This window comes from Streptomyces sp. NPDC043726 (genome assembly GCF_056436565.1).
In genome coordinates this window covers 275,249-299,067 of sequence record NZ_JBWKCI010000008.1, presented here as the reverse complement: position 1 = coordinate 299,067, position 23,819 = coordinate 275,249, and the positions used below count along the sequence as shown (strand labels likewise).

The following is a 23,819-nucleotide window of genomic DNA, read 5'->3' as shown; positions in this document are numbered from 1 at the left end:
AAGACTGTGACCGCTGCCTTTTCACAACAAAGCATGGAGCTGAACACGTGAGCATCGACAAGCCCGAGATCGACTTCCCCGAGGGCGCTCCGCCGGCGGATCTCGAGATCAAGGACATCTGGGAGGGCGACGGCGAGGTGGCGCAGGCGGGCCAGACCGTCACCGTGCACTACGTGGGCGTGGCCTTCAGCACCGGCGAGGAGTTCGACGCCAGCTGGAACCGCGGTACGCCGTTCCGCTTCCCGCTCGGTGGCGGGCGCGTCATCAAGGGCTGGGACCAGGGCGTGCAGGGCATGAAGGTCGGCGGCCGCCGCCAGCTGACCATCCCCGCGCACCTCGCCTACGGCAACCAGAGCCCGACGCCGGCGATCCAGCCGGGCGAGACCCTGATCTTCGTGGTCGACCTGCTGGGCGTCTGAGCCCGCGCCGTCCGGTCACTTGGCTCCGACCCCCTGGGCCTGTCCGCTCGAGCCCGCCCGCTCGAGCCCGCCCGCTCGAGCCCGCCTTCTGGGGTCTGATCACTTGATCTGATCACTTGGGGTCTGATCGTCGTACGACCGATCGTCGCGCGACCGGACCCGATCACCTGGGGCCCATGCCTGTCCGGGCATGGGCCCTCGGCTTTTGCCGCGCCACCTGGGAGCGGTACGGTCATCGCTCGTAAGCACCATAGGGAGGCGAAGGGCGTCGATGGCCATTGCCAAGGCCGAGCGGCTCATGAATCTGGCGCTGTGTCTGCTCGGGACGCGGCGGCCGCTGAGCAAGCGCGAGCTGCGTGAGTCCATCGAGGCCTACCTGGAAGCCGGCTCCGACGACTCCTTCAACCGCATGTTCGAGCGGGACAAGGACGACCTGCGCGAGCTGGGCCTGGTCATCGAGACCGTCGAGAGCCTCGACGGCGAGATCGGCTATCTCGCCCGCCGCGACAGCAACCGGCTGCCCCCCATCACCCTCGACGCGGAAGAGGCCGCTGCCCTGGGCCTGGCCGCCAAGGTGTGGCAGCAGGCCCGGCTCGCCGGGGCGGCCAGCGGAGCCCTGCAGAAGCTGCGCGCGGCCGGCCTGCCCGAGGACGTCGACCCGTACGAGGCCCACGGCGCGCTGGAGCCGCGGATCCCGGTGCACGAGGCCGCCTTCGAACCGCTGATGCTGGCCTGCCGGGACCGTCGGCCGGTCGTCTTCGACTACCGCAAGGCCACCGCCGCCCGCCCCGAGCCCCGCCATGTGGAGCCGTGGGCGCTGGAGTGCTGGCGCGGCCACTGGTACCTGGCGGGCTGGGACCGCGACCGGGGCGCCGAGCGGGTCTTCCGGCTCTCCCGGATCACCGGCAAGGTGCGCTCGCGCGGCGGCAAGTTCAGCGCGCCGGTGCCGGACGTCGTCACGGTCCGGGAGACGGTCGCGAGCTGGGCGGGGGAGACCGCCGACCGGTCGGCGCTGATCCGGCTGCGCACCGGCGCCGGGTACCCCCTGCGGGCGAAAGCCACCTGGGTGCGGGAACTCGGTGACGGCTGGGACGAGTTGGAGATTCCGTACGGGCACGGCCTGGACGCCTGGCTGGTGGAGTTCGGCCCGGACGTGGTCGTGCTGGAGCCCGCAGAGCTGCGGGCCGATGTGATGGACCGGCTGCGTGCCGTGGCCAAGGGCTGAGGGGGAGCGGACGAAGACAGTGGCAGGCAAACCGGTCAGGCCCGTGAACGCCATCGACCAGACCCGGCGGATGCTCTCCCTGGTGACCTACCTGAAGGAGCGTCCCGGGGCCCGGGTCGAGGACGTCGCGCGCGCCTTCGGCATCACCGAGGACGAGCTGGTCTCGGACCTCGACGTGCTGCCCATGTGCGGCACCAGCTTCCGCGGCGGCGACCTGCTCGACATCGACACCGACGGCGAGCGCATCTGGTGGCACAATCCCGACGACGTCGCCGAGCCGCTGCGGCTGGCCTCCGACGAGGCCACGGCCCTGCTGGTGGCCGCCCGCGCGGTCTCCACGCTGCCGGGGCTGCGCGAGGGCGACCGGCAGGCGCTGCTGCGGGCCACCGCGAAGGTGGAGACGGCGGCCGGTGAGGCGGCCGGGGCGAGCGCGCGGCTCTCGGTGACCTTCGAGTCCGAGGGCGGGGTCTTCGCCGACGTCGACCGGGCCATCTCCGAGCGCCGCAGACTGTGGATCCGCTACTACTCCCCGGCCCGCGACGAGGTCACCGAGCGCGAGATCGACCCCATCCGGCTGGTCAGCGTCGGCCACACCTATGTGGAGGCCTGGTGCCGCCGCTCCGAGGCGCGCCGCACCTTCCGGCTCGACCGCGTCGCCGAGATCAAGATCCTCGACGAGCCCTCGGCGCCGCCTGAGGTCGAGCTGCGGGACCTGTCCGAAGGGCTGGTGCAACCGGCCGCCGAGGACCCCGAGGTGATCGTCGAGGTCGGTCCGGGCGGGCGCTGGGTCGCCGAGTACTACCCGCACGACAGTGCGGATGAGCTTCCCGACGGCGGGCTGCGTATCTCTTTGCGCACGCCCGATCCGGCGTCGCTGCGGCGGCTCGCGCTCCGGCTCGGTCGTGACGGCCGTATCGTCGCGCCGCCCGAGCTGGCCGAGAGCGCCCGCACGGCGGCCCGGGAGGCGCTCGCGGCCTACGACGGAATCGAGGCGCAGGGCGCGGGGGAAGACGGCGACCGGGCGTGAGCCGGCAGGCGCGCCGGGGGTGAGGACGCGAGCGCGCGGCGGCCGGAAGGGCTGAGCGCGGTCGCGCTCCCGTCACCGGCACAGGGCGCCCGCGGGTACGACCAATCGAAGGGGTGGATGGGCTTGAGTGATTCCGCGTTGTCCGGGGTGTCCGTGGCGTCGGCGTTCGCGGGGATGAGAGGCGTGTCCCCCGTGGTGTTCAAGGCGGGCTGCCCGGACTGCCGGGGCCGGTTCGAACTCGCCGCCGGCGCTCTGCGCCTGGCCATCGGTGCCACGAGCCGCACCACCTTCTACTCCTTCACCTGCCCGGAGTGCGGAGCGTCCGTGCGCAAGCCGGCCGGGGAGCGGATCATCGAGCTGCTCACCGGAGGTGGGGTCCGCACCTTGAGACTCCACTCGACCCTCTAGGCTCGGCGTCATGTTCTGGCCGATGTTCGCGGTAGCTGTCGGGTTTCTGAGTCTTGTCGTTCTTGGTGTGCTCGCGGTGCGGGTCTTCCTGGAGGCGCAGCGCCTCGGGAGGCAGGTCTCCGAGTCCGCGCGGCGCATCAACAGGGCGGCGGAGGACCTGGAGCGGGCGGCCGTGAGCACGGCGCGGACTGTGGACTCCCTGTGAGTCCGGCTGAGAACCAGGTGTGAGTCCTGCGCCGCATGCGTTTTGGGCCACTTCGCCCTGTCAACTTGGCGCCTGTGCCAGGTACGCTGCTGGTCGCGGCTCGGAGAACGAGGCCCGGACCGCGGACCGGGAGTACGCACGGGGATTGCCTCGCGTTCACCCCTGAGCGTTACGATCGCTGGCAACACGATCGTTCGGACACTTGTCCGACCGGTCGGACAGCACCCAACCCAAGCCGCCTCGGTGAGAAGGTAAAGACTTATGTTCGGAAGGCTCGGAGCCCCCGAGATCATTCTCATCCTCGTCGTCATCATCCTGCTGTTCGGCGCGAAGAAGCTTCCGGACATGGCTCGGTCGCTCGGCAAGTCCGCCCGCATCCTCAAGAGCGAGGCCAAGGCGATGAAGGACGACGGCAAGACCGCCGCCCCGGCCGACCCGCCGAACAACACCGACGAGCAGCCCCCGGCCCAGCGCATCATCCAGGCGGCCCCCGGCGACGTGACGAGCTCGCGCCCGGTCAACGAGCCGACGGACACGACCAAGCGCTGACGCAGGGCCGGTGACCTCCGGCCCGCCGCACGAGATGGGAACGTGGGTTGCTGAAGCCTGCCCGCACCAAGGAGAAGGATCCCGAGGGGCGCATGCCCCTCGCGGAGCACCTTCGCGAGCTCCGCAACCGGCTCGCCAAGGCGCTGCTGGCCATCGTCGCCGTGACGATCGTCGCCGCCTTCTTCTACATGGACATCATCAGCTTCTTCACCAAGCCGATCCTGGAGTCGGTCGGTTGTGCGAAGAGCTTCGAGGAACTGGCGAAGACCAGCACCGATGAGCAGTGCGCGCAGATCACGATCAACGGTCTGCTCACCCCCTTCACCCTCGCGCTGAAGGTGTCGTTGATGGCCGGCGTCGTCCTGGCCTCGCCGATCTGGCTCTACCAGCTGTGGGCCTTCGTCGCCCCGGGTCTGCACAAGCATGAGAAGAAGTACGCCTACGCCTTCGTGGCCACGGGCTTCCCGCTGTTCCTCATGGGCGCCTTCTTCGCGTACAAGGTGCTGCCCACCACCGCCAAGGTGCTGATCGAGTTCACACCGTTCGGCGTGGACAACCTGCTGCCGCTGGACGACCTGCTCGACCTCGTCACGCGCATGGTCGTCGTCTTCGGTCTCTCCTTCGAGCTGCCGCTGCTGCTGGTCATGCTGAACTTCAGCGGCGCCATCACGGGCAAGCGCATGCTCGGCTGGTGGCGCGGCATGATCATGGGCATCACCGTGTTCGCGGCCATCGCGACGCCGAGCACCGACCCGCTGACCATGCTGGCGCTCGCCGGACCGATCTGGGTCCTGTACTTCGCCGCGGTCCTGGTCTCGCTGGTCAACGACCGCCGCAGGCGCCGCCGTGACGCCCTCGGCCCCGCCGACGACGAGGCCTCCGACCTCGATCTCACTCCCGAGGAGATCGGCCAGGTCGAGACCGTCTCCGCCAGCCGGGCCCTGCCCGAGCAGGCGACGACGGAGCGCATCAACGGTTATGACGACGTGACCTGAAGATCTCCGGGCAGCTCATAGGGTCTCTTCCGTGAGCAGCGAGATCACCCTCTTCGTCAACCCCACCGCGGGTCGCGGCCGGGGCGCCAGTGCGGCGCAGCCGGCCGCTTCCGCTTTGCGGGCGGCCGGATTCAGCGTGCGGACCGTCATCGGCGAGGACGCCGAGGACGCCCTCGTCCGCGCCCGGGCCGCCGTCGCGGACGGCACCGGCGCGCTGGTCGCCGTCGGCGGCGACGGCATGGCGAACCTCGCGCTCCAGGCCGTCGCCGGCACCCGGGTCCCGCTCGGCCTGGTCGCCGTCGGCACCGGCAACGACTTCGCCCGCGCGCTCGGCCTGCCCGTCCGGGACCCGGCCGCCGCGGGCCGGACGATCGCCGAGGGGCTCAAGGGCGCCCGGCTGCGCGACATCGACCTCGGGCAGGTCGGCGACCGCTGGTTCGGCACCGTCCTCGCCTCCGGCTTCGACTCGCGGGTCAACGACCGGGGCAACCGGATGCGGTGGCCCACCGGCCGCCTCAAGTACGACCTCGCGATGCTCGCCGAGCTGGCCGCCTTCCGGCCCTTCCCGTACCGGATCACGCTCGACGGCGGCGAGGTCCGCGAGATCGAGGCCACGCTGGTCGCCGTCGGGAACGGATCCTCGTACGGCGGCGGCATGCGGATCTGTCCCGGCGCGGACCTCACCGACGGACTGTTCGACATCACGGTCGTCGGGGACTGCTCCCGTGCCACCCTGCTCAGGGTCTTCCCCAGCGTCTACCGGGGCGGGCACGTCAGCCATCCCAAGGTCACCGTGGTCCGGGCCGCCCAGGTCGAGATCGCCGCCGAGGCCATCACCGGGTACGCCGACGGCGAGCCCCTCGGGCCGCTGCCGCTGACCGCACGCTGTGTGCCCGGAGCGGTACGGGTCGTAGGGCCGTGAGCTGCGCGGATCCAGGGTTTACGGAGCCTGGATCCGGATAATGATCGTCCTGTTGTCAGTGGGGCCCGGTACGCTCGAAAGCACGATGACAGAGGATCTCTCACCGGCCGAGCGGTATGCGGCTGCCCGTCTGCGGGCCGCCGAGCAGGCCACCGCGCTCGCCTCCTTCCGCGAGATGTACGACTTCGGCCTCGACCCCTTCCAGATCGAGGCCTGTCAGGCACTCGAAGCGGGGAAGGGCGTGCTGGTGGCCGCCCCCACCGGCTCCGGCAAGACGATCGTGGGCGAGTTCGCCGTCCACCTCGCCCTGCAGCAGGGCAAGAAGTGCTTCTACACGACGCCCATCAAGGCGCTGTCGAACCAGAAGTACTCCGACCTGTGCCGTCGCTACGGCGCAGACAAGGTCGGTCTGCTCACCGGCGACAACAGCGTCAACTCCGACGCCCCCGTGGTCGTGATGACCACCGAGGTGCTGCGGAACATGCTGTACGCGGGCTCGCAGACCCTCATCGGCCTGGGCCATGTGGTCATGGACGAGGTGCACTACCTCTCCGACCGCTTCCGGGGCGCCGTATGGGAAGAGGTGATCATCCACCTCCCCGAGTCGGTGACCCTGGTGTCCCTCTCGGCCACCGTGTCCAACGCCGAGGAGTTCGGCGACTGGCTCGACACCGTCCGCGGGGACACCGAGGTGATCGTCTCCGAGCACCGGCCCGTCCCGCTGTTCCAGCACGTGCTGGCCGGACGCCGGATGTACGACCTGTTCGAGGAGGGGGAGGGCCACAAGAAGGCCGTCAACCCCGATCTGACGCGGCTGGCACGCATGGAGGCGACCCGGCCCTCGTACCAGGACCGCCGGCGCGGGCGGGCCATGCGCGAGGCCGACCGGGAGCGGGAGCGCAGACAGCGCTCCCGGGTGTGGACACCGGGCCGGCCCGAGGTCATCGAACGGCTGGACGCCGAGGGCCTGCTGCCCGCCATCACCTTCATCTTCAGCCGCGCCGCCTGCGAGGCCGCCGTACAGCAGTGCCTGTACGCCGGGCTGCGGCTCAACGACGACGAGGCGCGGGAGCGGGTGCGCGCCCTGGTCGAGGAGCGCACGGCGTCGATCCCGACCGAGGATCTGCACGTCCTCGGGTACTACGAGTGGCTGGAGGGCCTCGAGCGCGGCATCGCCGCCCACCACGCGGGGATGCTGCCGACCTTCAAGGAGGTCGTGGAGGAGCTGTTCGTACGCGGTCTGGTGAAGGCCGTGTTCGCCACGGAGACGCTGGCGCTGGGCATCAACATGCCCGCCAGGTCAGTGGTGTTGGAGAAGCTCGTCAAGTGGAACGGCGAGCAGCACGCCGACATCACGCCCGGTGAGTACACACAGTTGACCGGGCGCGCGGGCCGGCGCGGTATCGACGTCGAGGGCCACGCGGTGGTGCTGTGGCAGCGGGGCATGAGCCCCGAGCACCTCGCCGGGCTCGCCGGCACCCGTACGTATCCGCTGCGCTCCAGCTTCAAGCCGTCGTACAACATGGCGGTCAACCTCGTCGAGCAGTTCGGGCGGCATCGTTCGCGCGAGCTGCTGGAGACCTCGTTCGCGCAGTTCCAGGCCGACAAGTCGGTCGTCGGGATCTCCCGGCAGGTGCAGCGCAACGAGGAGGGGCTGGAGGGCTACAAGGAGTCAATGACCTGCCACCTCGGCGATTTCGAGGAGTACGCGCAGCTGCGGCGCGAACTGAAGGACCGGGAGAACGAGCTGGCCCGGCAGGGCGCGAACCAGCGGCGCGCCGAGGCCGCGGTCGCGCTGGAGAAGCTCAAGCCGGGCGATGTCATCCACGTCCCGACCGGCAAATACGCCGGTCTCGCGCTGGTGCTGGACCCGGGGCTGCCCGCCGGGCGGTCCAACGGCCACCGGGGCTTCGAGCACCACGACGGTCCGCGGCCGCTGGTGCTCACCGCCGAGCGGCAGGTCAAACGGCTGGCGTCGATGGACTTCCCGGTGCCGGTCGAGGCGCTGGAGCGGATGCGGATCCCGAAGTCCTTCAACCCCCGTTCCCCGCAGTCCCGTCGGGACCTCGCCTCCGCGCTGCGCACCAAGGCCGGGCACATCCCGCCGGAGCGGGCCCGCAAGAAGCGGTCGCAGGCCGCCGACGACCGGGAGATCAACCGACTGCGCACCGCGCTGCGCTCCCACCCCTGCCACGGGTGCAACGACCGTGAGGACCACGCGCGTTGGGCCGAGCGGTACCACCGCCTGCTGCGGGACACCTCGCAGCTGGAGCGCCGCATCGAGGGGCGCACGAACACCATCGCGCGCACCTTCGACCGGATCGTCGCGCTGCTGACCGAGCTGGACTATCTCCGGGGTGACGAGGTCACCGAGCACGGCAAGCGGCTGGCGCGGCTGTACGGCGAGCTGGACCTGCTGGCCAGTGAGTGTCTGCGGGCGAAGGTCTGGGAGGGGCTCGGGCCGGCCGAACTCGCCGCGTGCGTCTCCGCCTTGGTGTACGAGGCGCGGGTCGGGGACGACGCCATGGCGCCGAAGCTGCCGTCGGGCAACGCCAAGGCCGCGCTGGGGGAGATGGTCCGGATCTGGGGGCGGCTGGACGCCCTGGAGGAGGACTTCCGGATCAATCAGACCGAGGGGGTCGGGCAGCGGGAGCCCGATCTGGGGTTTGCCTGGGCCGCGTACATGTGGGCCGGCGGCAAGGGGCTGGACGAGGTGCTCCGCGAGGCGGAGATGCCCGCCGGTGACTTCGTGCGGTGGTGCAAGCAGGTCATCGACGTGCTGGGCCAGATTTCCGCGGCCGCTCCTGTGGAGGGATCCTCCGTGGCCAAGACCGCGCGCAAGGCTGTCGATCAGCTGTTGCGGGGGGTTGTGGCGTACTCGTCGGTGGGGTGACGGCCCGGACGACGGGCAGCAGGAGACGGGGTCGGGCCATTGGGGTCCGGCCCCTTTCGTATGGGGTGCGACATTCACTCGGGACGGTGAGTGTTCTCGCACCGGTGTGCGCCGTGACGGGCCGTGTGCGAGTGATTCCCCTGTGTGTAAAAGGAGTTGAGCGTACTCCTGCACACGGGGTGATTTCAGGTGCTTGCTGAATATGACACGGCGATGATCCGGTCGGACTAAGCTCGCCCGCAGCGCACCGAGTTGAGGCGTATTCGTGTGCTTGTTCCCAAACCTCCCCTTGGTGCAGAACCTTCCGTCGCCCCAGAACGTTCCATGACGTACCCCCCTGCAAGTCCCCCGACTCCCAGCCGATTCCTTTCAGAGGGCCCACATGGTGAGTGTTCAACCCCCTCCCGCCGCCCAGCCTCGACGCCGTGAACTGCCGTACGCGCGCGTGCTGTTGCCGCCCGCCATACTGATGGCCGCGGCGACCGGAGCCGCAGCCGCCCTGGTGACGGGGCCTGCTCGGGCGGCCGTCGGCTGGTGCGGCGCCGTCGCCACGGTCCTGGTGATCGCCACAGCGGCCCAAGTCGTGCGCCGTGGCCGCGAGCTGCGCGCCGCGCGCGAGGAGCACGCCCGTGCCACCGCGTACCTGGAGCGGCGGGTCGCCGTCCACGAGCAGGAGATGGAGCGGCTCGCCCGGGAGATCATGCCCGCGGCGATCGACTACCTGCACTGCGGCAATTCCCCCAGAGAGGTGATTCGCGACCTCGGGGACCTGGACCCCTCGTACCGCGAACTCACCGCGCCGCAGCTGAAGATGATCGAGCGGGTGCTCCAGATCATCGACCACGAGGAAGCCCTGCGGGACTCCGCCCAGCGCTCCTTCGTCAGCATCGCCCGCCGCGTCCAGGCGATCGTGCACCAGCAGAACAACGAACTGTTGGAGATGGAGTACGACCACGGCAACAACCCGGACGTCTTCGACGACCTGCTGCGCCTCGACCACGGCACCGCGCTGATCGGCCGGCTCGCCGACTCCATCTCCGTCCTCGGCGGTGGCCGGCCCGGCCGCCAGTGGCCCAAGCCGGTCGTGTTGTACAGCGTGCTGCGCGGCGCCATGTCGCGCATCCTGCAGTACCGGCGCATCAAGCTGGAGAACATCGCCAAGGTCAACATCCGCGGCATCTCGGTCGAACCGGTCATCCACGCCGTCGCCGAGCTCCTCGACAACGCCACCCGCTACTCGCCGCCCGAGTCCAAGGTCCACGTCACCGCCACCGAGGTGCAGACCGGTGTCGCCATCGAGATCGAGGACGCCGGCGTCAGCCTCAGCGAGGAGGCCCGGGCCAAGGTCGAGGGCATGATCGAGGACGCCAAGCGGGGCGTCGACATCCAGGACCTCGGCACCACCCCCCGCCTGGGCCTCGCCGTCGTGGGCCGCCTGTGCACCGCCTTCGACATGCAGGTCTCGCTGCGCACCTCGGCGTACGGCGGAGTCCGCGCCGTCCTCGTCATCCCGCGCGAGATGATCACCAGCGACCCCGGTGTCGGTCTCGCCCACGGCATCGGCGTCAGCGGCACGCCCATGCCGGAACTCGGCGCCGTCCCGGGCCCCGAGCGGAAGCCCAAGACCCGCCGCCCCACCAACCCGAAGCTGCCCGCCGGGGTCTCCATGGAGGACGACGTCCCGATCGTCACCGAGTGGACGGCGAACGGCCTGCCGCAGCGCCGCAGCCGGGTCAAGACCCCGCTCAGCGAGCGGATCGCGGCGCAGGCCGCGGCCGAACGCGAGGACGCCGAGCGCATCGCCCGCGGCGAGAAGCCCCTGTGGGGCGACGCGATCAAGCCCAAGCCCGCCACCCCCGCCCCCGAGCCGGCGAAGAAGGACGACACCCCGCCCGGCATGTGGGTCGAGGCCTTCTGGGAGGGCCTCAAGCGCGACCCCGATCCCAACGCGTTTCCCAACGCCTACCGCACCGACAAACCGACCGACGAACCGGCCCGCGCCTCGGCCGATGACGAGGGGGACCTCAAGTGATCCAGCAGCGAGCCAACTTGGACTGGATCCTCAAGGATCTTGCCGATGGCGTACCCGGCATCGAGATGATCGTCGTGCTCTCCGCCGACGGTCTGCGCATCGCCCGGCACGGCGGCGACCCCGACGCCGCCGACCGGGTCGCCGCGGCCTGCGCGGGCATGCAGAGCCTGGCGACCGCCGTCGCCCAGGAGATCCCGAACAGCGACGGCTCGATGAAGCTCGTCATCATCGAGATCGACAACGGCTATTTCTATCTGATGGCCGCGGGGCCCAACGCCTACCTCTCGGTGCTCTCCGACACGTTCGCCGAACCCGGACTGATGAGCAACCGCATGCGGGACCTGGTGGACCGCATCGGACCGCATCTGACCAGCCCGCCGCGGCGCAACGGGCAGACCGTATGACTCCTCCGCAACGCCAGAGGCGCTACCCCGTACCACAGCCAGTCCCGCCGCCCGATCCCGAGACGCCCGCCAAGGAAGGCGACCGCCCGAACCCCGAGCGGATGTTCGTGTTCGGCGGGGACGGCACACCGCGTTCCGAACTCGACCTGGTCACCTTAATCGTGGCGCGCGCCGAACCACCGCCTTCCGCCACGCCCGAGCAGACGGCGCTGCTCGAGCTCTGCACGGCTCCCCTGTCGGTGGCCGAGCTGTCCGCTTACCTCAGCCTTCCGTTCAGCGTGGTGTCCGTCGTGCTCACCGAGATGCTGGCGGACAACCTGGTGAAGGCGCACCAGCCGCTCGCGCGGCAGTCGGTCGCCGACCGTTCACTCCTCGAAGCGGTGATGCATGGACTTCAAAAGCTCTGACACCATCCCCGGCCCACGGGCCGAGGACCGGCTGCCGCAGACGGCACAGGCCGCGGTGAAGATCGTGATCGTGGGGGGCTTCGGCGTCGGGAAGACCACCATGGTCGGTTCGGTCAGCGAGATCCGGCCGCTGACCACCGAGGAGACCATGACGCAGGCCGGGATCGGCGTCGACGACAACTTCGGTTCCGACACCAAGACCGCCACCACCGTCGCGATGGACTTCGGCCGGATCAGCATCACCGAGAAACTGGTCCTGTACCTCTTCGGCACCCCTGGCCAGGAGCGCTTCTGGTTCCTGTGGAACGGCCTGTTCGAGGGCGCGCTGGGCGCGGTCGTGCTGATCGACACCCGCCGTCTGGAGGTCAGCTTCGACGTCATAGGGCGTCTCGAGGAGCGCGGTGTGCCCTTCGTCGTCGCCGTCAACTCCTTCCCCGACGCGCCGCGTTACCCCATCGAGGAGCTGCGCCAGGCGCTCGACCTGCCGCCCGAGATCCCCATCGTGGAGTGCGACGCCCGGCGCCGCGCCTCCAGCCGGGACACCCTCATGACCCTGATGCGCTTCCTGCACTCGCTCGCCATGTCGGGCGCGCTCACCTGACCGCCGTATCCCCGAATACCCCTGACACCGGATCCACCGCGGAGCGACCACGTGACGTCTGAATCCCACTCCCTGACCGGCACCGACGACCCGCGCTCCGGACCGCCTCCGGGCTGCCCCGCCCACGACATCGGGCCCGGCGGACTGCGCCGGCTCTACGGCCCCGGCGCGGCGGAGCTGGACCGGCTCTACGAGGAACTGCGCGACGAGCACGGCCCGGTGGCGCCCGTGCTGCTCCACGACGACGTGCCGATGTGGGTGGTCCTCGGACACGCCGAGAACCTGCACATGATCCGCAGCTCCTCGCAGTACTGCCGGGACAGCCGCATCTGGAACCCGCTGCTGGAGGGCATGGTCAAGCCCGACCACCCGCTGATGCCGCACATCGCCTGGGAGCCGATCTGCTCCTACGCCGAGGGCGACGAGCACCTCAGGCTGCGCGCCGCGGTCACCGCCGCCATGGCGACCATCGACCAGCGCGCCCTGCGCCGGTACATCAACCGCTCCAGCCAGCGCCTGGTCAACCAGTTCTGCGAGCAGGGCACGGCGGATCTGGTCGGCCAGTTCGCCGAGCATCTGCCGATGGCGGTGCTGTGCGAGATCCTCGGCATGCCCGAGGAGTACAGCGACCGGATGGTGCAGGCCACCCGGGACATGCTGCGCGGCACCGAGACCGCCATCGCCAGCCACGCCTTCGTCATGAACACCTTGCAGCGGCTCACCGAGCGCCGCCGGGCCGAGCCCGGCGAGGACTTCACCAGCCAGCTGATGAGCCACCCGGCCCGGCTCACCGACGACGAGGTGACCAAGCACATCTGGGTCGTCCTCATGGCGGCCTACGAGGCGACCGCCAACCTCATCGCCAACGTGCTGCGGGTGGTCCTCACCAACCCCGGCTTCCGCGCCCGGCTCAACGGCGGCACGATGACGGTGCCGGAGGCGGTCGAGCAGTCCCTGTGGGACGAGCCGCCGTTCAGCACCGTCTTCGCCTACTACGCCAAGCAGGACACGGAGCTCGGCGGCAAGCGCATCCGCAAGGGCGACGGGCTGCTGTTCGGGATCGCGCCGGGCAACGTCGACCCGCGGATCCGGCCCGACCTCGCCGTCAACATGCAGGGCAACCGCTCGCACCTGGCCTTCGGCGGCGGTCCGCACGAGTGCCCCGGCCAGGACATCGCCCGTGGCATCGCCGACGTCGGCGTCGACGCGCTGCTGCTGCGGCTGCCGGACATCCGGCTCGACTGCCCCGAGGAGGACCTGAGCTGGCGTCAGTCCATCGCCTCCCGGCACCTGGTGGAACTCCCGGTCACCTTCGAGCCGAGGGCCCAGCAGGACGTGACGCACAAGCCGAGCCTCAATCCGTTGCCGCAGCAGCGCCCGACGTGGTCGGCCGGCACGGCACCGAGCCCCCAGCCGGTTCCGCAGGCCGAGCCGACGCCCGCGCCGACCCCGGAACCCGTCCGCGGGCCCAGCGCCTGGCGCCGCTTCGTACGCTGGTGGAGGGGTTACTGAGCGTCCCGGGCCGCGCGACCGGCTCGCCGTCAGCCGAGCCAGCTGTCGTACGACGCCCAGGCGCCGAGCACCCGCCCGCTCCGGAACCGGTGCTCCGCCCCCGTGACCGGATCGGTGAACTCCAGCGCCCGCGCCAGCAGTTGCAGCGGCCGCCGGAAGTCACCGGCCGGCACGGCGTCGGTCACCACGGGATAGAGCGGATCACCGAGGATCGGGACGCCGAGGGCGTTCATGTGGACCCGCAGCTGATGGGTCTGCCCGGTGGCGGGCGTGAGCCGATACCGCCCGAGCCCGTCGAGCCGGTGCTGCCCGGACCCATCGCGGCGGTGCTGCTCTGCCTCGTCGCGCCGGTGCTGCCCGGACCCGTCGCGCCGGTGCTCGACGAGCTCGACCCGGCTCACGGCGTTGACCTCTCCCGCCACCTCCCGCGCGGCCAGCTCCCCCCGCTCCTTGACGATCCGGCTCCGCACGGTCGTGGGCAGGGGGAGCGAGGGCTCGTACGGCGCGACCGCCTCGTACTCCTTGCGCACCAGCCGGTCCCGGAAGAGCGTCTGATAGGCGCCCCGCTCCTCGGGCCGCACGGTGAAGAGCACCAGGCCCGCGGTGAGCCGGTCGAGCCGGTGCGCGGCCCCGAGCGTGGGCAGCCCGAGCTCCCGGCGCAGCCGGGCCAGCGCGGTCTCCTTCACATGGCTGCCGCGCGGAGTGGTGGCCAGGAAGTGCGGTTTGTCGACGACGACGATGTGCTCGTCGCGGTACACCACGTCCAGCGCGAACGGCACGGGCACCTCGTCGGCGAGCTCCCGGTGGAACCACACGAACATCCCCGGCACATAGGCCGTCTCCCCGCTGAGGGCACGCCCGTCGGCCCCGACGAACAGCCCCTCGGCGAACATCCGCTCGACCACGCCGTCCCCGGCGGCGAGCCGCTCGACGAGATGCTCCCGGACGGTGGCCCACCGCCCGTCCCCCGGCAGCCGTACCCGCACCGGGTCGACCCCGTCGCGCTGCGGCAGGGGCGAGGGCGGGGGCGGGGTCCGGCGTCTCATCACGATCAAGGGTACGGGGGCCGGGAACGACCCCCGGGGAGGTTAAGATCACGCTCTCCAGCAAAAACGATCATGGGGGGGCCATGGCCAGGAGTGTGACGCGGGGGATGGCGGCGGTGCTCGTCGTCGCGACCCTCGCCGCTGTCGCCGGGTGTTCGGCGAGCCAGGAACTGCCCGATCTGACCGGCGCGCAGCTTCAGTCGGCGCAGGACCGGGCGCAGAGTGCCGGGTTCGGGAACCTCAGCTCCGAGGACGCGACCGGACAGGGGCGGGCGCAGGTGTGGGACCGCAACTGGCGGGTGTGCTCGCAGGAGCCGAAGGCGGGGGAGGCGGACCCCGAGACGCTCGTGGTCCTCTCCGTGGTCAAGGAGGGCGAGTCCTGTCCCGCGTCCACCGAGGGCTATCTGGCCATGCCCGGTGACGAGATGCCCAGCTACGTCGGGCGCAACCTCATGGACGCGGTGAACCAGATGGCGGCCCTCACCGGCGAGGTGACCGCGACGGACGCCACGGGCCAGGGGCGGAGCACCGACAACGAGAACGACTGGCGGGTGTGCTCCAGCACTCCGGCGGTGGGCGAGATCATCGACGAGGACGTGGAGTTCGAGGCCGTGCCCACCGAGGAGAAGTGCCCCGAGTAGTGCTGTGAGGGCCCGCTCGCGCGGGCCCCGCTCCTCACGCCGCCGGCGCGCCCTCCTGCTCGGCCTCGATCCGGGCGTTCCACTCCCGCTTGGAGGCCTGCCAGCCGTCCTCGTTGTGGCCGAGGCGCCAGTAGCCGGAGATCGACAGGTCCTCGCGGGGGATCTCGCGCTCGACGCGCAGCAGCCGGCGCAGGTCCTTCACGAAGCCCGCCTCGCCGTGCACGAAGGCGTGCATCCGGCCCTCGGGGAAGTCGAGCGCACGGACCGTCTCGGTCAGCGCCTCGCCCACCGGGCGGTTTCCGCGGTGCAGCCAGGTCACGTCCACATCGGAGTCGATCTTCTGCTCCTCCTCCGGGCCCGAGACCTCCACGAAGGCGTAGGCCTTGGCACCGGCCGGCAGGGCCTCCAGGGAGCGCGCGATGGCGGGCAGGGCGCTCTCGTCGCCGACGAGCAGATGCCAGTCGGCGGTGGGGTCGGGGGCGTAGGCGCCGCCCGGGCCCATGAACCGCACGGTCTCGCCCGGCCGGGCTCGCAGGGACCAGGGGCCCGCGAGGCCCTCGTCGCCGTGGACGACGAAGTCCAGCGTCAGCTCCAGGTGCTCGGGGTCCCAGGCCCGCACGGTGTAGGTCCGGGTGACCGGCCACTGCTCGCGGGGGAACTCCTCCCGGATCCGCTCCAGGTCGAAGGGCTCGGGGTAGGTGACACCCTCGGGGCCGAAGAGCAGCTTCACATAGTGGTCCGTGCAGGTGTCCGCCGTGAAGTCGGCCAGTCCCTCCCCGCCGAGCACCACGCGCTGCATGTGCGGGGTCAGCCGTTCGGTACGGACGACCTGCGCGGAGCGGGGCGTACGCGGCTTGCGGGCAGGGCGTTCTGCCATGACGGCCTCCCTCGTCATAAGCTTAGGTTTACCTAAGTTAGCACCTTCGCCCGATGATGGCCCCTGTGGCAAAGCGCGTGAAGGAGAATTTAAGGGACGAATTCCCCACCCACCGAACCTCATTCACTCGATGGGGAACGTCTTTCACACAGCCAGCGTCGCCAGCAGCCGTTGCAAGGATCCGCCGAGCCCCCACCGCTCCGCCAGCCCCTGGAGTGCAGCCTGATCCTGCGGAACGCGGGGCAGTGCCGTCTCCACGTCCGGCAGGGGCACGTCGTCGGCGACCTTGACGACCGTCGGCGCCACCGCGATGTACGGCCGTGACTCGTCCAGGCGCTTGCGCTGACTCGGGGTGAGCTTCGCCTTCGGGTCGTCCACCGCCGCCATGATCCCGGCCAGGTCCCCGAACTCGGCCAGCAGCTTCGCCGCCGTCTTCTCCCCGATGCCCGGCACGCCCGGCAGCCCGTCGCTCGGGTCGCCGCGCAGCGTCGCCAGGTCCGCGTACCCCCGGCCGTCGACGCCGTACTTCTCGCGCAGCCACGCCTCGTCGGTCAGCTGGAGCGTGCCGACGCCCTTGAGCGGGTACAGCACCCGGATCCCGCGCGCGTCGTCCACCAGCTGGTACAGGTCGCGGTCGCCGGTGACGATGTCCACCGGGCCCTTCGCCCGCGCGGTGAACGTGCCGATCACATCGTCGGCCTCGTAGCCCTCGACGCCGACGCGCGCGATGCCGAGCGCGTCCAGGACCGCCTCGATGACCGGCACCTGCGGGGAGAGCGTGTCGGGCACCTCCTCCTCGTCCGGGCCGGTCTCGCGCTCCTCGGCCACCCGGTGCGCCTTGTAGGAGGGGATCAGCTCCACCCGCCACTGCGGGCGCCAGTCGGCGTCCATGCAGGCCACCAGGGCGTCCGGCCGGTGGTCCTTCACCAGGCGGTCGATGAACTCCAGCAGTCCGCGCACGGCGTTCACCGGGGTGCCGTCCGGTGCCTTCACGGAGTCCGGCACGCCGAAGTAGGCGCGGAAGTAGAGCGAGGCGGTGTCGAGCAGCATCAGTCGTCCGGTCACGCCTCGCATCATGCCGTACGCCACTGACAGCGGCCCGCGATGTGGCCTGGACCACTTGCGCGTTTGGGTCCGGCGATCGGGGGCAGGTGCCGCGTCGGAGCGATGCCGCCACGTGCGCCGCGTCGCTCCCTCTTTATTGAGGTTCGCCCTCGGTATCGGGGTTCTTGCCGTCGAGACGAGAAGGTACGTGTGTCAGCCAGGCTAGAGGCCGAACATCTCTACAAGGTGTTCGGCAGACGACAGGACGAAGCCGTGGAGCGGCTCCGTGACGGAGCCGACCGGGAGGAACTGCGCGCCGACGGGACCACCGCGGCCGTCATCGACGCCTCCTTCACCGTGGAACCGGGCCAGATCTTCGTCGTCATGGGCCTGTCCGGCTCGGGCAAGTCCACGCTGCTGCGCATGCTCAACGGCCTGCTGGAACCGACCGCCGGACACGTCCGCTTCGACGGCCAGGACTTGACCGCGCTCAGCGCCCGCGACCTGCGCGAGGTCCGCGCCCACAAGATCAGCATGGTCTTCCAGCACTTCGCGCTCTTCCCGCACCGCAGTGTCCTGGAGAACGCCGCCTACGGGCTGGAGGTCCAGGGCGTCGCCAAGGCCGAGCGCCTGGAGCGGGCCACCGAGGCCCTCGACCTGTGCGGCCTCAAGGGCTGGGAGAAGTCCTGGCCCGACGAGCTGTCCGGCGGTATGCAGCAGCGCGTGGGTCTCGCCCGCGCTCTCGCCACCGACGCCGACCTGCTGCTCATGGACGAGTCCTTCAGCGCGCTCGACCCGCTGATCCGCCGTGACATGCAGGACCAGCTGCTCGAGCTCCAGACCGAGCTGAAGAAGACCATCGTCTTCATCACCCACGACCTCAACGAGGCCATGCGCCTCGGCGACCGGATCGCCGTCATGCGCGACGGCCGGATCGTCCAGATCGGCACCGCCGAGGACATCCTGGTCCGCCCCGCCGACGACTACGTCGCCTCCTTCACCCAGGACGTCGACCGCTCGCGCGTGCTGACCGCGGCCTCCGTCATGGACCGTGACGTCCGCGGCGACGAGGCCGACTGCGGCTGCGAGAGCGGCTGCGAGACCGCGCGCCCGGACACGCCGTTCACCGAACTCTGCGCGATCAGCGCCCGGATGACGCACCCCGTGGCGGTGCTGGACGACAGCCGCAAGCTCGTCGGAGTGGTCCCGAGCAGCCGCCTCGTCGGCTTCCTCGGCGAGGGCATGCCGGAGGTGGCCCGTGCCTAGGATCGAGTTCGGTTCGTGGGTCAACGACGCGGTCGAGTGGCTCACCACCCACATGGGCTGGCTGTTCGACTTCTTCGAGCAGGTCTTCCGCGGCGCCTACGACGGTGTCGACGCCGTCCTCCAGGCCCCTGAGCCGCTGCTGCTCGTCGGCATCTTCGCGGTGATCGCGTTCTGGCTGCGCGGCACGCTCGCCGGTGTGCTCACCTTCGTGGGCTTCGCCTTCGTGATCTCCCTCGACCTGTGGGAGGACGCGATGGTGACGCTGTCGCTGGTCCTCGTCGCCACGGTCATCGCGCTGGTGATCTCGGTGCCGGTCGGCATCTGGGCGGCGCGCTCCAGCCGGGTCAGCGCGATCGTGCGGCCGGGCCTGGACCTGATGCAGACGCTGCCGGCGATGGTCTACCTCATCCCGGCGATCCTCTTCTTCGGCTCCGGTGCCGCCGCCGGCATCGTCGCCACCCTCGTCTTCGCGCTCGCCCCCGGTGTGCGCATGACCGAGCTGGGCATCCGCCAGGTCGACAAGGAACTGGTCGAGGCCGCCGAGGCCTTCGGCACCACCCCGCGCGACACCCTGCTGCGGGTCCAGCTCCCGCTGGCGCTGCCCACCGTCATGGCCGGCGTCAACCAGGTCATCATGCTCGGCCTGTCCATGGCGGCCATCGCCGGCATGGTCGGCACCGGCGGCCTCGGCGGCGACGTCAACGAGGCCATCGGCCAGCTCAACATCGGCCTCGGCGCCGAGGCGGGCATCGCCATCGTGATCCTCGCGATCTACCTGGACCGCATGACCAGTGCCCTGGGCACCCAGGTGTCCCCGCTCGGCCGCCGCGCCGCCGCCCGGGTGCGCGCCGCCCAGGGCCTGAAGATCTGGTCCTACCGCCCCCGCGCCGCCGTCGCCGTGGTCGGCGTCGTCGTGCTCGCCCTCGTCGCGGGCGGCATGGGCGTCTTCGCCGGCGACAGGACCGAGACCGTCGCGAGCGGCGACGACATCGGCCAGGGCAAGAAGATCAGCATTGGCTACATCCCCTGGGACGAGGGCGTCGCCTCCACCTTCCTGTGGAAGGAGATCCTGGAGCAGCGCGGCTACGAGGTCGAGGTCAAGCAGTTCGACGCGGGCCCCCTCTACACCTCGCTCGCCCAGGGCGACATCGACTTCCAGACCGACTCCTGGCTGCCCGTCACCCACGAGCAGTACTGGAAGAAGTACGGCTCCCAGCTCGACGACCTCGGCTCCTGGTACGGCCCGACCTCCCTCGAACTGAGCGTGCCCGCCTACATGAAGGACGTCGACTCCCTCGACGACCTCAAGGGCAAGGCGGCCGAGTTCGACGGGAAGATCACCGGCATCGAGTCCAGCGCCGGCATGATGAGCCTGCTCAAGACCAAGGTGCTCAAGGCGTACGGCCTGGACCAGGAGTACAAGGTCGTCGACAGCTCCACCCCGGCGATGCTGGCCGAGCTGAAGCGGGCGTACGACAAGAAGGAACCGATCGTCACCACGCTCTGGTCGCCGCACTGGGCGTACAGCGACTACCAGTTGAAGAAGCTCAAGGACCCGAAGGGCGCCTGGGGCAAGGGCGACGGGGTGCACACCCTGTCCCGCAAGGGCTTCGCCGAGGAGAACCCGGTCGTCGGCAAGTGGCTGAAGGACTTCCAGCTCACCGAGGAACAGCTCACGAGCCTGGAGTCGCAGATCAACAAGGCCGGCAAGGGCAGGCAGCAGGACGCCGTGCGCGCCTGGCTGGAGGACCAGCCCGGTCTCGTCGACAAGCTGGCGCCGGTGAAGAACACCGGGACTCCGGCCGAGGCGAAGCGTCCGCTGGACGTGGCCTGGTTCCCCTGGGACGAGGACATCGCCGTCACCTACCTGTGGAAGAACGTCCTCGAACGGCGCGGCTACCAGCTGAACCTGAAGCAGATGGACGTCGGCCCGGTCTACACCGGCCTGGCCTCCGGCGACCTGGATCTCAACTTCGACGCCTGGCTGCCGTACGCGCAGAAGAACTACTGGGACAAGAGCAAGGACAAGCTCCACGACCTCGGGACCTGGTACGAGCCGACCTCCCTGGAGCTCGCCGTGCCGTCCTACGTGAAGGGCGTCGACTCGCTCGAGGACCTCAAGGGCAAGGGCGGCACCTTCGACGGGAAGATCGTCGGCATCGAGCCCGGCACCGGCGAGATGAACCTGCTCAAGACCAAGGTGCTGCCCGGGTACGGCCTGGAGGACGAGTACGAGGTCGTCGACGGCTCCACTCCGGCGATGCTGGCCGAGCTCAAGCGCGCCTACGCCAAGAAGGAGCCGATCGCGGCCGTGCTGTGGTCGCCGCACTGGGCGTACAGCGAGTACGAGCTGACCAAGCTGAAGGACCCGCGGAAGTTCTTCGGTGAGGGCAACACGATCCGGACGATCTCCAACAAGGACTTCCCCGGGCAGTACCCGCAGCTCACGAAGTGGATCAAGAACTTCAAGATGAGCGAGGACGAGCTCGGCACCCTCGAGCAGGAGATCAAGGACCGCGGCCAGGGCCACGAGGAGGAGGCCGTCGCCGCCTGGCTCGAGGAGCACCCGGAGATGGTGGACCGGATGACTCCGGCGGCCTGAGAACCACGCGGCACCCCGATTCCGGCGGGCGTTCGGCACACCTGACAGTGCCGGACGCCCGCCTTGTCGTCGGGTACGAAATCCGGCCAACCGGGCCGGCCCCGCCCAGCTCTCGGTCCGACCTGGACGTTCGCCCTCCGTGGTCGCGCCCGCACGCAGGGGAACCGCCCGCGGTCCGGTGGCGGTCCGCTCCGGTGGTGGCGCGAACTGTGAGGTCGCCGCCCCCTTCCTGTGTCGTCGATGTGGCGGGCGCATGAAACGGTTTGCCGAACCTGCGTAGGGTGCAGAGAACTCATCAGAGACGCGGTACCCGGACGACGAGCGAAGGAGGGAGCCGGAGCGATGGGCGACCACAAAGAGCAGCCCCTGCGGGTGGGCGCGGCCGTGCGGCGGCGCCGTCGCGCGCTGGAGCTCACCCTCGCCGTCGTGGCCGAGCGCAGCGGCCTGTCGGTGCCCTTCCTGAGCCAGGTCGAGAACGACCGCGCCCGCCCCTCCAGGAGCTCCCTGGAGAAGCTCGCCGACGCCCTGCGCACCACGGCCGTCGAACTGCTCGCCGCGGCCGATCCGGCGTGCAGCGTGGACGTCGTACGGGCCGAGTGCGCCGAGCAGCCCCCGGACCCCCGCGTGCGCTCCCTGGTGCGCGGCCACCATCAGATGCACGCCTCGGAGTTCACCGGGGACCACGAGGCCGGCCGCGAGATCCAGTACCGCAACGACCAGTTGATGTACGTCGCCGACGGCGCCGTGGAGATCGAGGCCGAGGGACGCGCCTACCGGCTCGGCCGCGGGGACACCCTGTACCTCACCGGCGGGGTCCGACACCGCTGGCGCGCGACCGTGCCGGACACCCGGGTGGTGGTCGTGGCGGTGGCCGAGCACATCGAGGCGGTCCAGGACCGGCCGCGCTGATGCGGGTCGTCTCCCTGGTGCCGTCCCTGACGGAGGCCGTGGCCGTCTCGGCGCCCGGTGTCCTGGCCGGTGTCACGGACTGGTGCACGCACCCGGCCGGTCTCGACGTGGCCCGGATCGGCGGCACCAAGAACCCCGAGGTCGACCGGATCCTCGACCTCGCCCCCGACCTGGTGATCGCCAACGAGGAGGAGAACCGCGCCCCCGACCTCGCGGCCCTGCGCGCGGCGGGCGTCGAGGTGCTGGTGACCGAGGTCAGGGACGTCCCGCAGGCCTTCCGGGAACTGGACCGCGTGCTCACCGCGTGCGGGACGCCGTCCCGCCCCCGCTGGCTGGACGAGGCGGAGGCGGCCTGGTCCGCGCTGCCCGCACCCGGCCGCCGTACGACTGCCGTCGTGCCGATCTGGCGCCGGCCCTGGATGGTCCTGGGCCGGGACACCTTCGCCGGGGACGTCCTGGCCCGCCTCGGCGTGGACCACCTGCACGCCAGGCACGAGGACCGCTACCCGCGCGTCCCCCTGGAGGAGCTGCGGGCGGCGGCCCCCGACGTGGTCGTCCTGCCGGACGAGCCCTACCGCTTCACCGCCGACGACGGCCCGGAGGCCTTCCCCGGACTGCCCTGCGCGCTCGTCAGCGGACGGCACCTGACGTGGTACGGACCGTCACTGGCCGAGGCGCCGGAAGTGCTGGGCGCGGCCCTGCGAGCAGCGCTCCGCTGACCAGTCCGCGCACGGTCTGCGCGGCGGCGACCAGCCAGGCGGCGACGAGCAGGGCGTAGAGACCGACCGCGAGCCCCTCGTAGACCACGAGGCCGGTGTGCCGGGCCAGCGCCTCGGCGCCGGTGACACAGGTCCCGACCGGGAAGGTGAACGCCCACCAGGCCATCGTGAACCGCATGCCCTGCCGCCGGGCCCGCACCACATGGGCGCCGGCGAACCCCAGCCACAGCAGCGCGAAGCCCATCACCGGCACGCCGTACAGCACCGCCAGCACGTCGAAGCCCTGGCTGTAGGGGGCCGGGACGACTCCCGGCGCGAACTCCGCGAACTTGCCGACGGCGGTGGTCGACTGGCCGAGCGGACCCAGCACCAGGAACAGGGTCGGGGTCAGCGCGAGCGGCAGCGGTCCGCCGGTGAGCAGCCGGGCGAACACCAGCGGCAGCATCAGCAGGGTCGCGAGCAGACTCAGCCCGAACATCGCGAAGCAGGCGAGCAGCAGCGTCTCCTGGGCCTGTCCGGCGGGCAGATGCGGGACCAGCAGCGGTCCGACGGCGGCGGACACCATGGGTGCGACGAGCGGCAGCAGCCAGACGGGCGTGGCCTGACCGGGCTCCACCCGGTGGCGTACGGCCATCAGGTACGGGACGGTCACCGCCGCCGCGAGTCCGATGGCCGTACCGGCCGTGAACAGCACCACGTCGAGCGCGACCGCCGCCTCGGTGCCGATCCAGTCCCGGCCGACCGTCACCGCGCCGCCGCCGACCGCGAGCAGGGCCATGGACAGACAGCCGTAGAAGGGGGCCGTCGCCGGGTCCAGCAGATGGGCGCGGGCCTGGTCGCGGTGGTGGGTCCAGTGCAGGGCGCGGGCGACGAGGAGCGCGGCCAGCAGGAGCGCGGACAGCGCCCACACGGCGACGCAGAGGATGCGGGGCACGGGGAGCGCGGCGCCGGCGGTGGCGACGATGGCGGTTCCCATGACGGAGGCGTACCAGTTCGGTCCGAGGTGACGGACGGCCCGGGCACGGGGGAGGGGCTGGGCGGCGGTGACCATGCGTCCACGGTCGCGTGGCCGGACGCCCACCACCAGGGAGTACGGCTCTATGAGGACATAAGCTG

23 protein-coding genes are annotated in these 23,819 nt (G+C 70.7%); 19 read left to right on the top strand and 4 right to left on the bottom strand.

The window, feature by feature from the left end:
* Window positions 1-47 precede the first annotated feature (47 nt).
* The 14 genes from AC068Z_RS24570 (at window position 48) to AC068Z_RS24505 (ending at window position 13,599) form a co-directional block, all read left to right on the top strand.
* Window positions 48-419: an FKBP-type peptidyl-prolyl cis-trans isomerase gene (locus AC068Z_RS24570; RefSeq protein WP_451723649.1), complete on the top strand. Its 372-nt coding sequence runs from the start codon at window positions 48-50 to the stop codon at window positions 417-419.
* 271 nt (window positions 420-690) lie between these two features.
* Window positions 691-1,644 (top strand): helix-turn-helix transcriptional regulator, encoded by a 954-nt coding sequence (locus tag AC068Z_RS24565; protein WP_478559355.1) that lies wholly within the window; start codon window positions 691-693, stop codon window positions 1,642-1,644.
* Window positions 1,645-1,663: 19 nt separating this feature from the next.
* Entirely contained in the window at window positions 1,664-2,671 is a 1,008-nt protein-coding gene (locus AC068Z_RS24560) for a helix-turn-helix transcriptional regulator (RefSeq protein ID WP_478559352.1), read from the top strand.
* A 117-nt stretch (window positions 2,672-2,788) separates the two neighbouring features.
* Window positions 2,789-3,079: a hypothetical protein gene (locus tag AC068Z_RS24555; protein WP_478559349.1), complete on the top strand. Its 291-nt coding sequence runs from the start codon at window positions 2,789-2,791 to the stop codon at window positions 3,077-3,079.
* A 10-nt stretch (window positions 3,080-3,089) separates the two neighbouring features.
* Window positions 3,090-3,284, top strand: coding sequence for a hypothetical protein (locus AC068Z_RS24550; protein ID WP_478559346.1), 195 nt, complete (start codon window positions 3,090-3,092; stop codon window positions 3,282-3,284).
* Between the two features lie 261 nt (window positions 3,285-3,545).
* Complete coding sequence (gene tatA, locus AC068Z_RS24545; protein ID WP_478559343.1) at window positions 3,546-3,833, top strand: Sec-independent protein translocase subunit TatA; 288 nt, start codon at window positions 3,546-3,548, stop codon at window positions 3,831-3,833.
* Between the two features lie 47 nt (window positions 3,834-3,880).
* Window positions 3,881-4,828 (top strand): twin-arginine translocase subunit TatC, encoded by a 948-nt coding sequence (gene tatC / locus AC068Z_RS24540; RefSeq protein WP_478559340.1) that lies wholly within the window; start codon window positions 3,881-3,883, stop codon window positions 4,826-4,828.
* A 31-nt stretch (window positions 4,829-4,859) separates the two neighbouring features.
* On the top strand, window positions 4,860-5,750 hold the full coding sequence (locus AC068Z_RS24535; RefSeq protein WP_478559337.1) for a diacylglycerol kinase: 891 nt from the start codon (window positions 4,860-4,862) through the stop codon (window positions 5,748-5,750).
* Window positions 5,751-5,790: 40 nt separating this feature from the next.
* Window positions 5,791-8,643 carry a DEAD/DEAH box helicase gene (locus AC068Z_RS24530; protein WP_478559334.1) on the top strand — a complete coding sequence of 951 codons (2,853 nt, stop codon included), beginning with the start codon at window positions 5,791-5,793 and terminating at the stop codon, window positions 8,641-8,643.
* A 382-nt stretch (window positions 8,644-9,025) separates the two neighbouring features.
* A complete protein-coding gene (locus AC068Z_RS24525) occupies window positions 9,026-10,675 on the top strand; it encodes a sensor histidine kinase (RefSeq protein ID WP_478559331.1) in 1,650 nt (549 codons plus the stop codon).
* On the top strand, window positions 10,672-11,079 hold the full coding sequence (locus tag AC068Z_RS24520) for a roadblock/LC7 domain-containing protein (RefSeq protein WP_451723629.1): 408 nt from the start codon (window positions 10,672-10,674) through the stop codon (window positions 11,077-11,079). The genes AC068Z_RS24525 and AC068Z_RS24520 overlap by 4 nt, the downstream gene beginning before the upstream one ends.
* On the top strand, window positions 11,076-11,486 hold the full coding sequence (locus AC068Z_RS24515) for a DUF742 domain-containing protein (RefSeq protein WP_478559326.1): 411 nt from the start codon (window positions 11,076-11,078) through the stop codon (window positions 11,484-11,486). Before AC068Z_RS24520 ends, AC068Z_RS24515 begins: the two co-directional genes overlap by 4 nt.
* The gene (locus AC068Z_RS24510) at window positions 11,467-12,087 is read left to right on the top strand and encodes a GTP-binding protein (protein ID WP_451723625.1); all 621 of its coding nucleotides are present in this window, start codon (window positions 11,467-11,469) and stop codon (window positions 12,085-12,087) included. Before AC068Z_RS24515 ends, AC068Z_RS24510 begins: the two co-directional genes overlap by 20 nt.
* Window positions 12,088-12,138: 51 nt before the next feature.
* Window positions 12,139-13,599 (top strand): cytochrome P450, encoded by a 1,461-nt coding sequence (locus tag AC068Z_RS24505; RefSeq protein WP_478559323.1) that lies wholly within the window; start codon window positions 12,139-12,141, stop codon window positions 13,597-13,599.
* Window positions 13,600-13,628: 29 nt separating this feature from the next.
* Here AC068Z_RS24505 and AC068Z_RS24500 read toward each other — a convergent pair whose 3' ends face one another.
* Window positions 13,629-14,645: an RluA family pseudouridine synthase gene (locus AC068Z_RS24500; RefSeq protein ID WP_478559320.1), complete on the bottom strand. Its 1,017-nt coding sequence runs from the start codon at window positions 14,643-14,645 to the stop codon at window positions 13,629-13,631.
* Window positions 14,646-14,728: 83 nt separating this feature from the next.
* Here AC068Z_RS24500 and AC068Z_RS24495 point away from each other — a divergent pair, with 83 nt between their 5' ends.
* Window positions 14,729-15,286 (top strand): hypothetical protein, encoded by a 558-nt coding sequence (locus AC068Z_RS24495; RefSeq protein ID WP_478559317.1) that lies wholly within the window; start codon window positions 14,729-14,731, stop codon window positions 15,284-15,286.
* A 34-nt stretch (window positions 15,287-15,320) separates the two neighbouring features.
* Here AC068Z_RS24495 and AC068Z_RS24490 read toward each other — a convergent pair whose 3' ends face one another.
* Window positions 15,321-16,163, bottom strand: coding sequence for a siderophore-interacting protein (locus tag AC068Z_RS24490; RefSeq protein WP_478559314.1), 843 nt, complete (start codon window positions 16,161-16,163; stop codon window positions 15,321-15,323).
* A gap of 144 nt (window positions 16,164-16,307) precedes the next feature.
* Window positions 16,308-17,237 (bottom strand): 5'-3' exonuclease, encoded by a 930-nt coding sequence (locus AC068Z_RS24485; RefSeq protein ID WP_478559899.1) that lies wholly within the window; start codon window positions 17,235-17,237, stop codon window positions 16,308-16,310.
* Window positions 17,238-17,417: 180 nt separating this feature from the next.
* Between AC068Z_RS24485 and AC068Z_RS24480 the strand changes: the two genes are divergently transcribed.
* From AC068Z_RS24480 to AC068Z_RS24465, 4 genes are all read left to right on the top strand, one after another.
* Window positions 17,418-18,473 (top strand): quaternary amine ABC transporter ATP-binding protein, encoded by a 1,056-nt coding sequence (locus tag AC068Z_RS24480; RefSeq protein WP_478559311.1) that lies wholly within the window; start codon window positions 17,418-17,420, stop codon window positions 18,471-18,473.
* Entirely contained in the window at window positions 18,466-21,075 is a 2,610-nt protein-coding gene (locus AC068Z_RS24475) for an ABC transporter permease/substrate binding protein (protein ID WP_478559308.1), read from the top strand. Before AC068Z_RS24480 ends, AC068Z_RS24475 begins: the two co-directional genes overlap by 8 nt.
* 342 nt (window positions 21,076-21,417) lie before the next feature.
* Window positions 21,418-21,984 carry a helix-turn-helix domain-containing protein gene (locus AC068Z_RS24470; RefSeq protein ID WP_451723615.1) on the top strand — a complete coding sequence of 189 codons (567 nt, stop codon included), beginning with the start codon at window positions 21,418-21,420 and terminating at the stop codon, window positions 21,982-21,984.
* Entirely contained in the window at window positions 21,984-22,703 is a 720-nt protein-coding gene (locus AC068Z_RS24465; RefSeq protein ID WP_478559303.1) for a helical backbone metal receptor, read from the top strand. Before AC068Z_RS24470 ends, AC068Z_RS24465 begins: the two co-directional genes overlap by 1 nt.
* On the opposite strand, the gene AC068Z_RS24460 is transcribed toward AC068Z_RS24465, so the two are convergent.
* Window positions 22,615-23,754 carry a TDT family transporter gene (locus AC068Z_RS24460; RefSeq protein WP_478559301.1) on the bottom strand — a complete coding sequence of 380 codons (1,140 nt, stop codon included), beginning with the start codon at window positions 23,752-23,754 and terminating at the stop codon, window positions 22,615-22,617. The two genes, AC068Z_RS24465 and AC068Z_RS24460, sit on opposite strands and share 89 nt — an antisense overlap.
* Window positions 23,755-23,819 lie beyond the last annotated feature (65 nt).

Bases quoted from the DNA above. Each gene is read 5' to 3' on its own strand.
- AC068Z_RS24470 (WP_451723615.1), top strand. From the start codon at position 21,418: ATGGGCGACCACAAAGAGCAGCCCCTGCGGGTGGGCGCGGCCGTGCGG.
- AC068Z_RS24510 (WP_451723625.1), top strand. From the start codon at position 11,467: ATGGACTTCAAAAGCTCTGACACCATCCCCGGCCCACGGGCCGAGGAC.
- AC068Z_RS24525 (WP_478559331.1), top strand. From the start codon at position 9,026: ATGGTGAGTGTTCAACCCCCTCCCGCCGCCCAGCCTCGACGCCGTGAA.
- AC068Z_RS24565 (WP_478559355.1), top strand. From the start codon at position 691: ATGGCCATTGCCAAGGCCGAGCGGCTCATGAATCTGGCGCTGTGTCTG.
- AC068Z_RS24550 (WP_478559346.1), top strand. From the start codon at position 3,090: ATGTTCTGGCCGATGTTCGCGGTAGCTGTCGGGTTTCTGAGTCTTGTC.
- AC068Z_RS24485 (WP_478559899.1), bottom strand. From the start codon at position 17,237: ATGCGAGGCGTGACCGGACGACTGATGCTGCTCGACACCGCCTCGCTC.
- AC068Z_RS24460 (WP_478559301.1), bottom strand. From the start codon at position 23,754: ATGGTCACCGCCGCCCAGCCCCTCCCCCGTGCCCGGGCCGTCCGTCAC.
- AC068Z_RS24555 (WP_478559349.1), top strand. From the start codon at position 2,789: ATGGGCTTGAGTGATTCCGCGTTGTCCGGGGTGTCCGTGGCGTCGGCG.
- AC068Z_RS24495 (WP_478559317.1), top strand. From the start codon at position 14,729: ATGGCCAGGAGTGTGACGCGGGGGATGGCGGCGGTGCTCGTCGTCGCG.
- AC068Z_RS24465 (WP_478559303.1), top strand. From the start codon at position 21,984: ATGCGGGTCGTCTCCCTGGTGCCGTCCCTGACGGAGGCCGTGGCCGTC.
- AC068Z_RS24490 (WP_478559314.1), bottom strand. From the start codon at position 16,163: ATGGCAGAACGCCCTGCCCGCAAGCCGCGTACGCCCCGCTCCGCGCAG.
- tatA (WP_478559343.1), top strand. From the start codon at position 3,546: ATGTTCGGAAGGCTCGGAGCCCCCGAGATCATTCTCATCCTCGTCGTC.
- AC068Z_RS24530 (WP_478559334.1), top strand. From the start codon at position 5,791: ATGATCGTCCTGTTGTCAGTGGGGCCCGGTACGCTCGAAAGCACGATG.
- AC068Z_RS24500 (WP_478559320.1), bottom strand. From the start codon at position 14,645: ATGAGACGCCGGACCCCGCCCCCGCCCTCGCCCCTGCCGCAGCGCGAC.
- AC068Z_RS24515 (WP_478559326.1), top strand. From the start codon at position 11,076: ATGACTCCTCCGCAACGCCAGAGGCGCTACCCCGTACCACAGCCAGTC.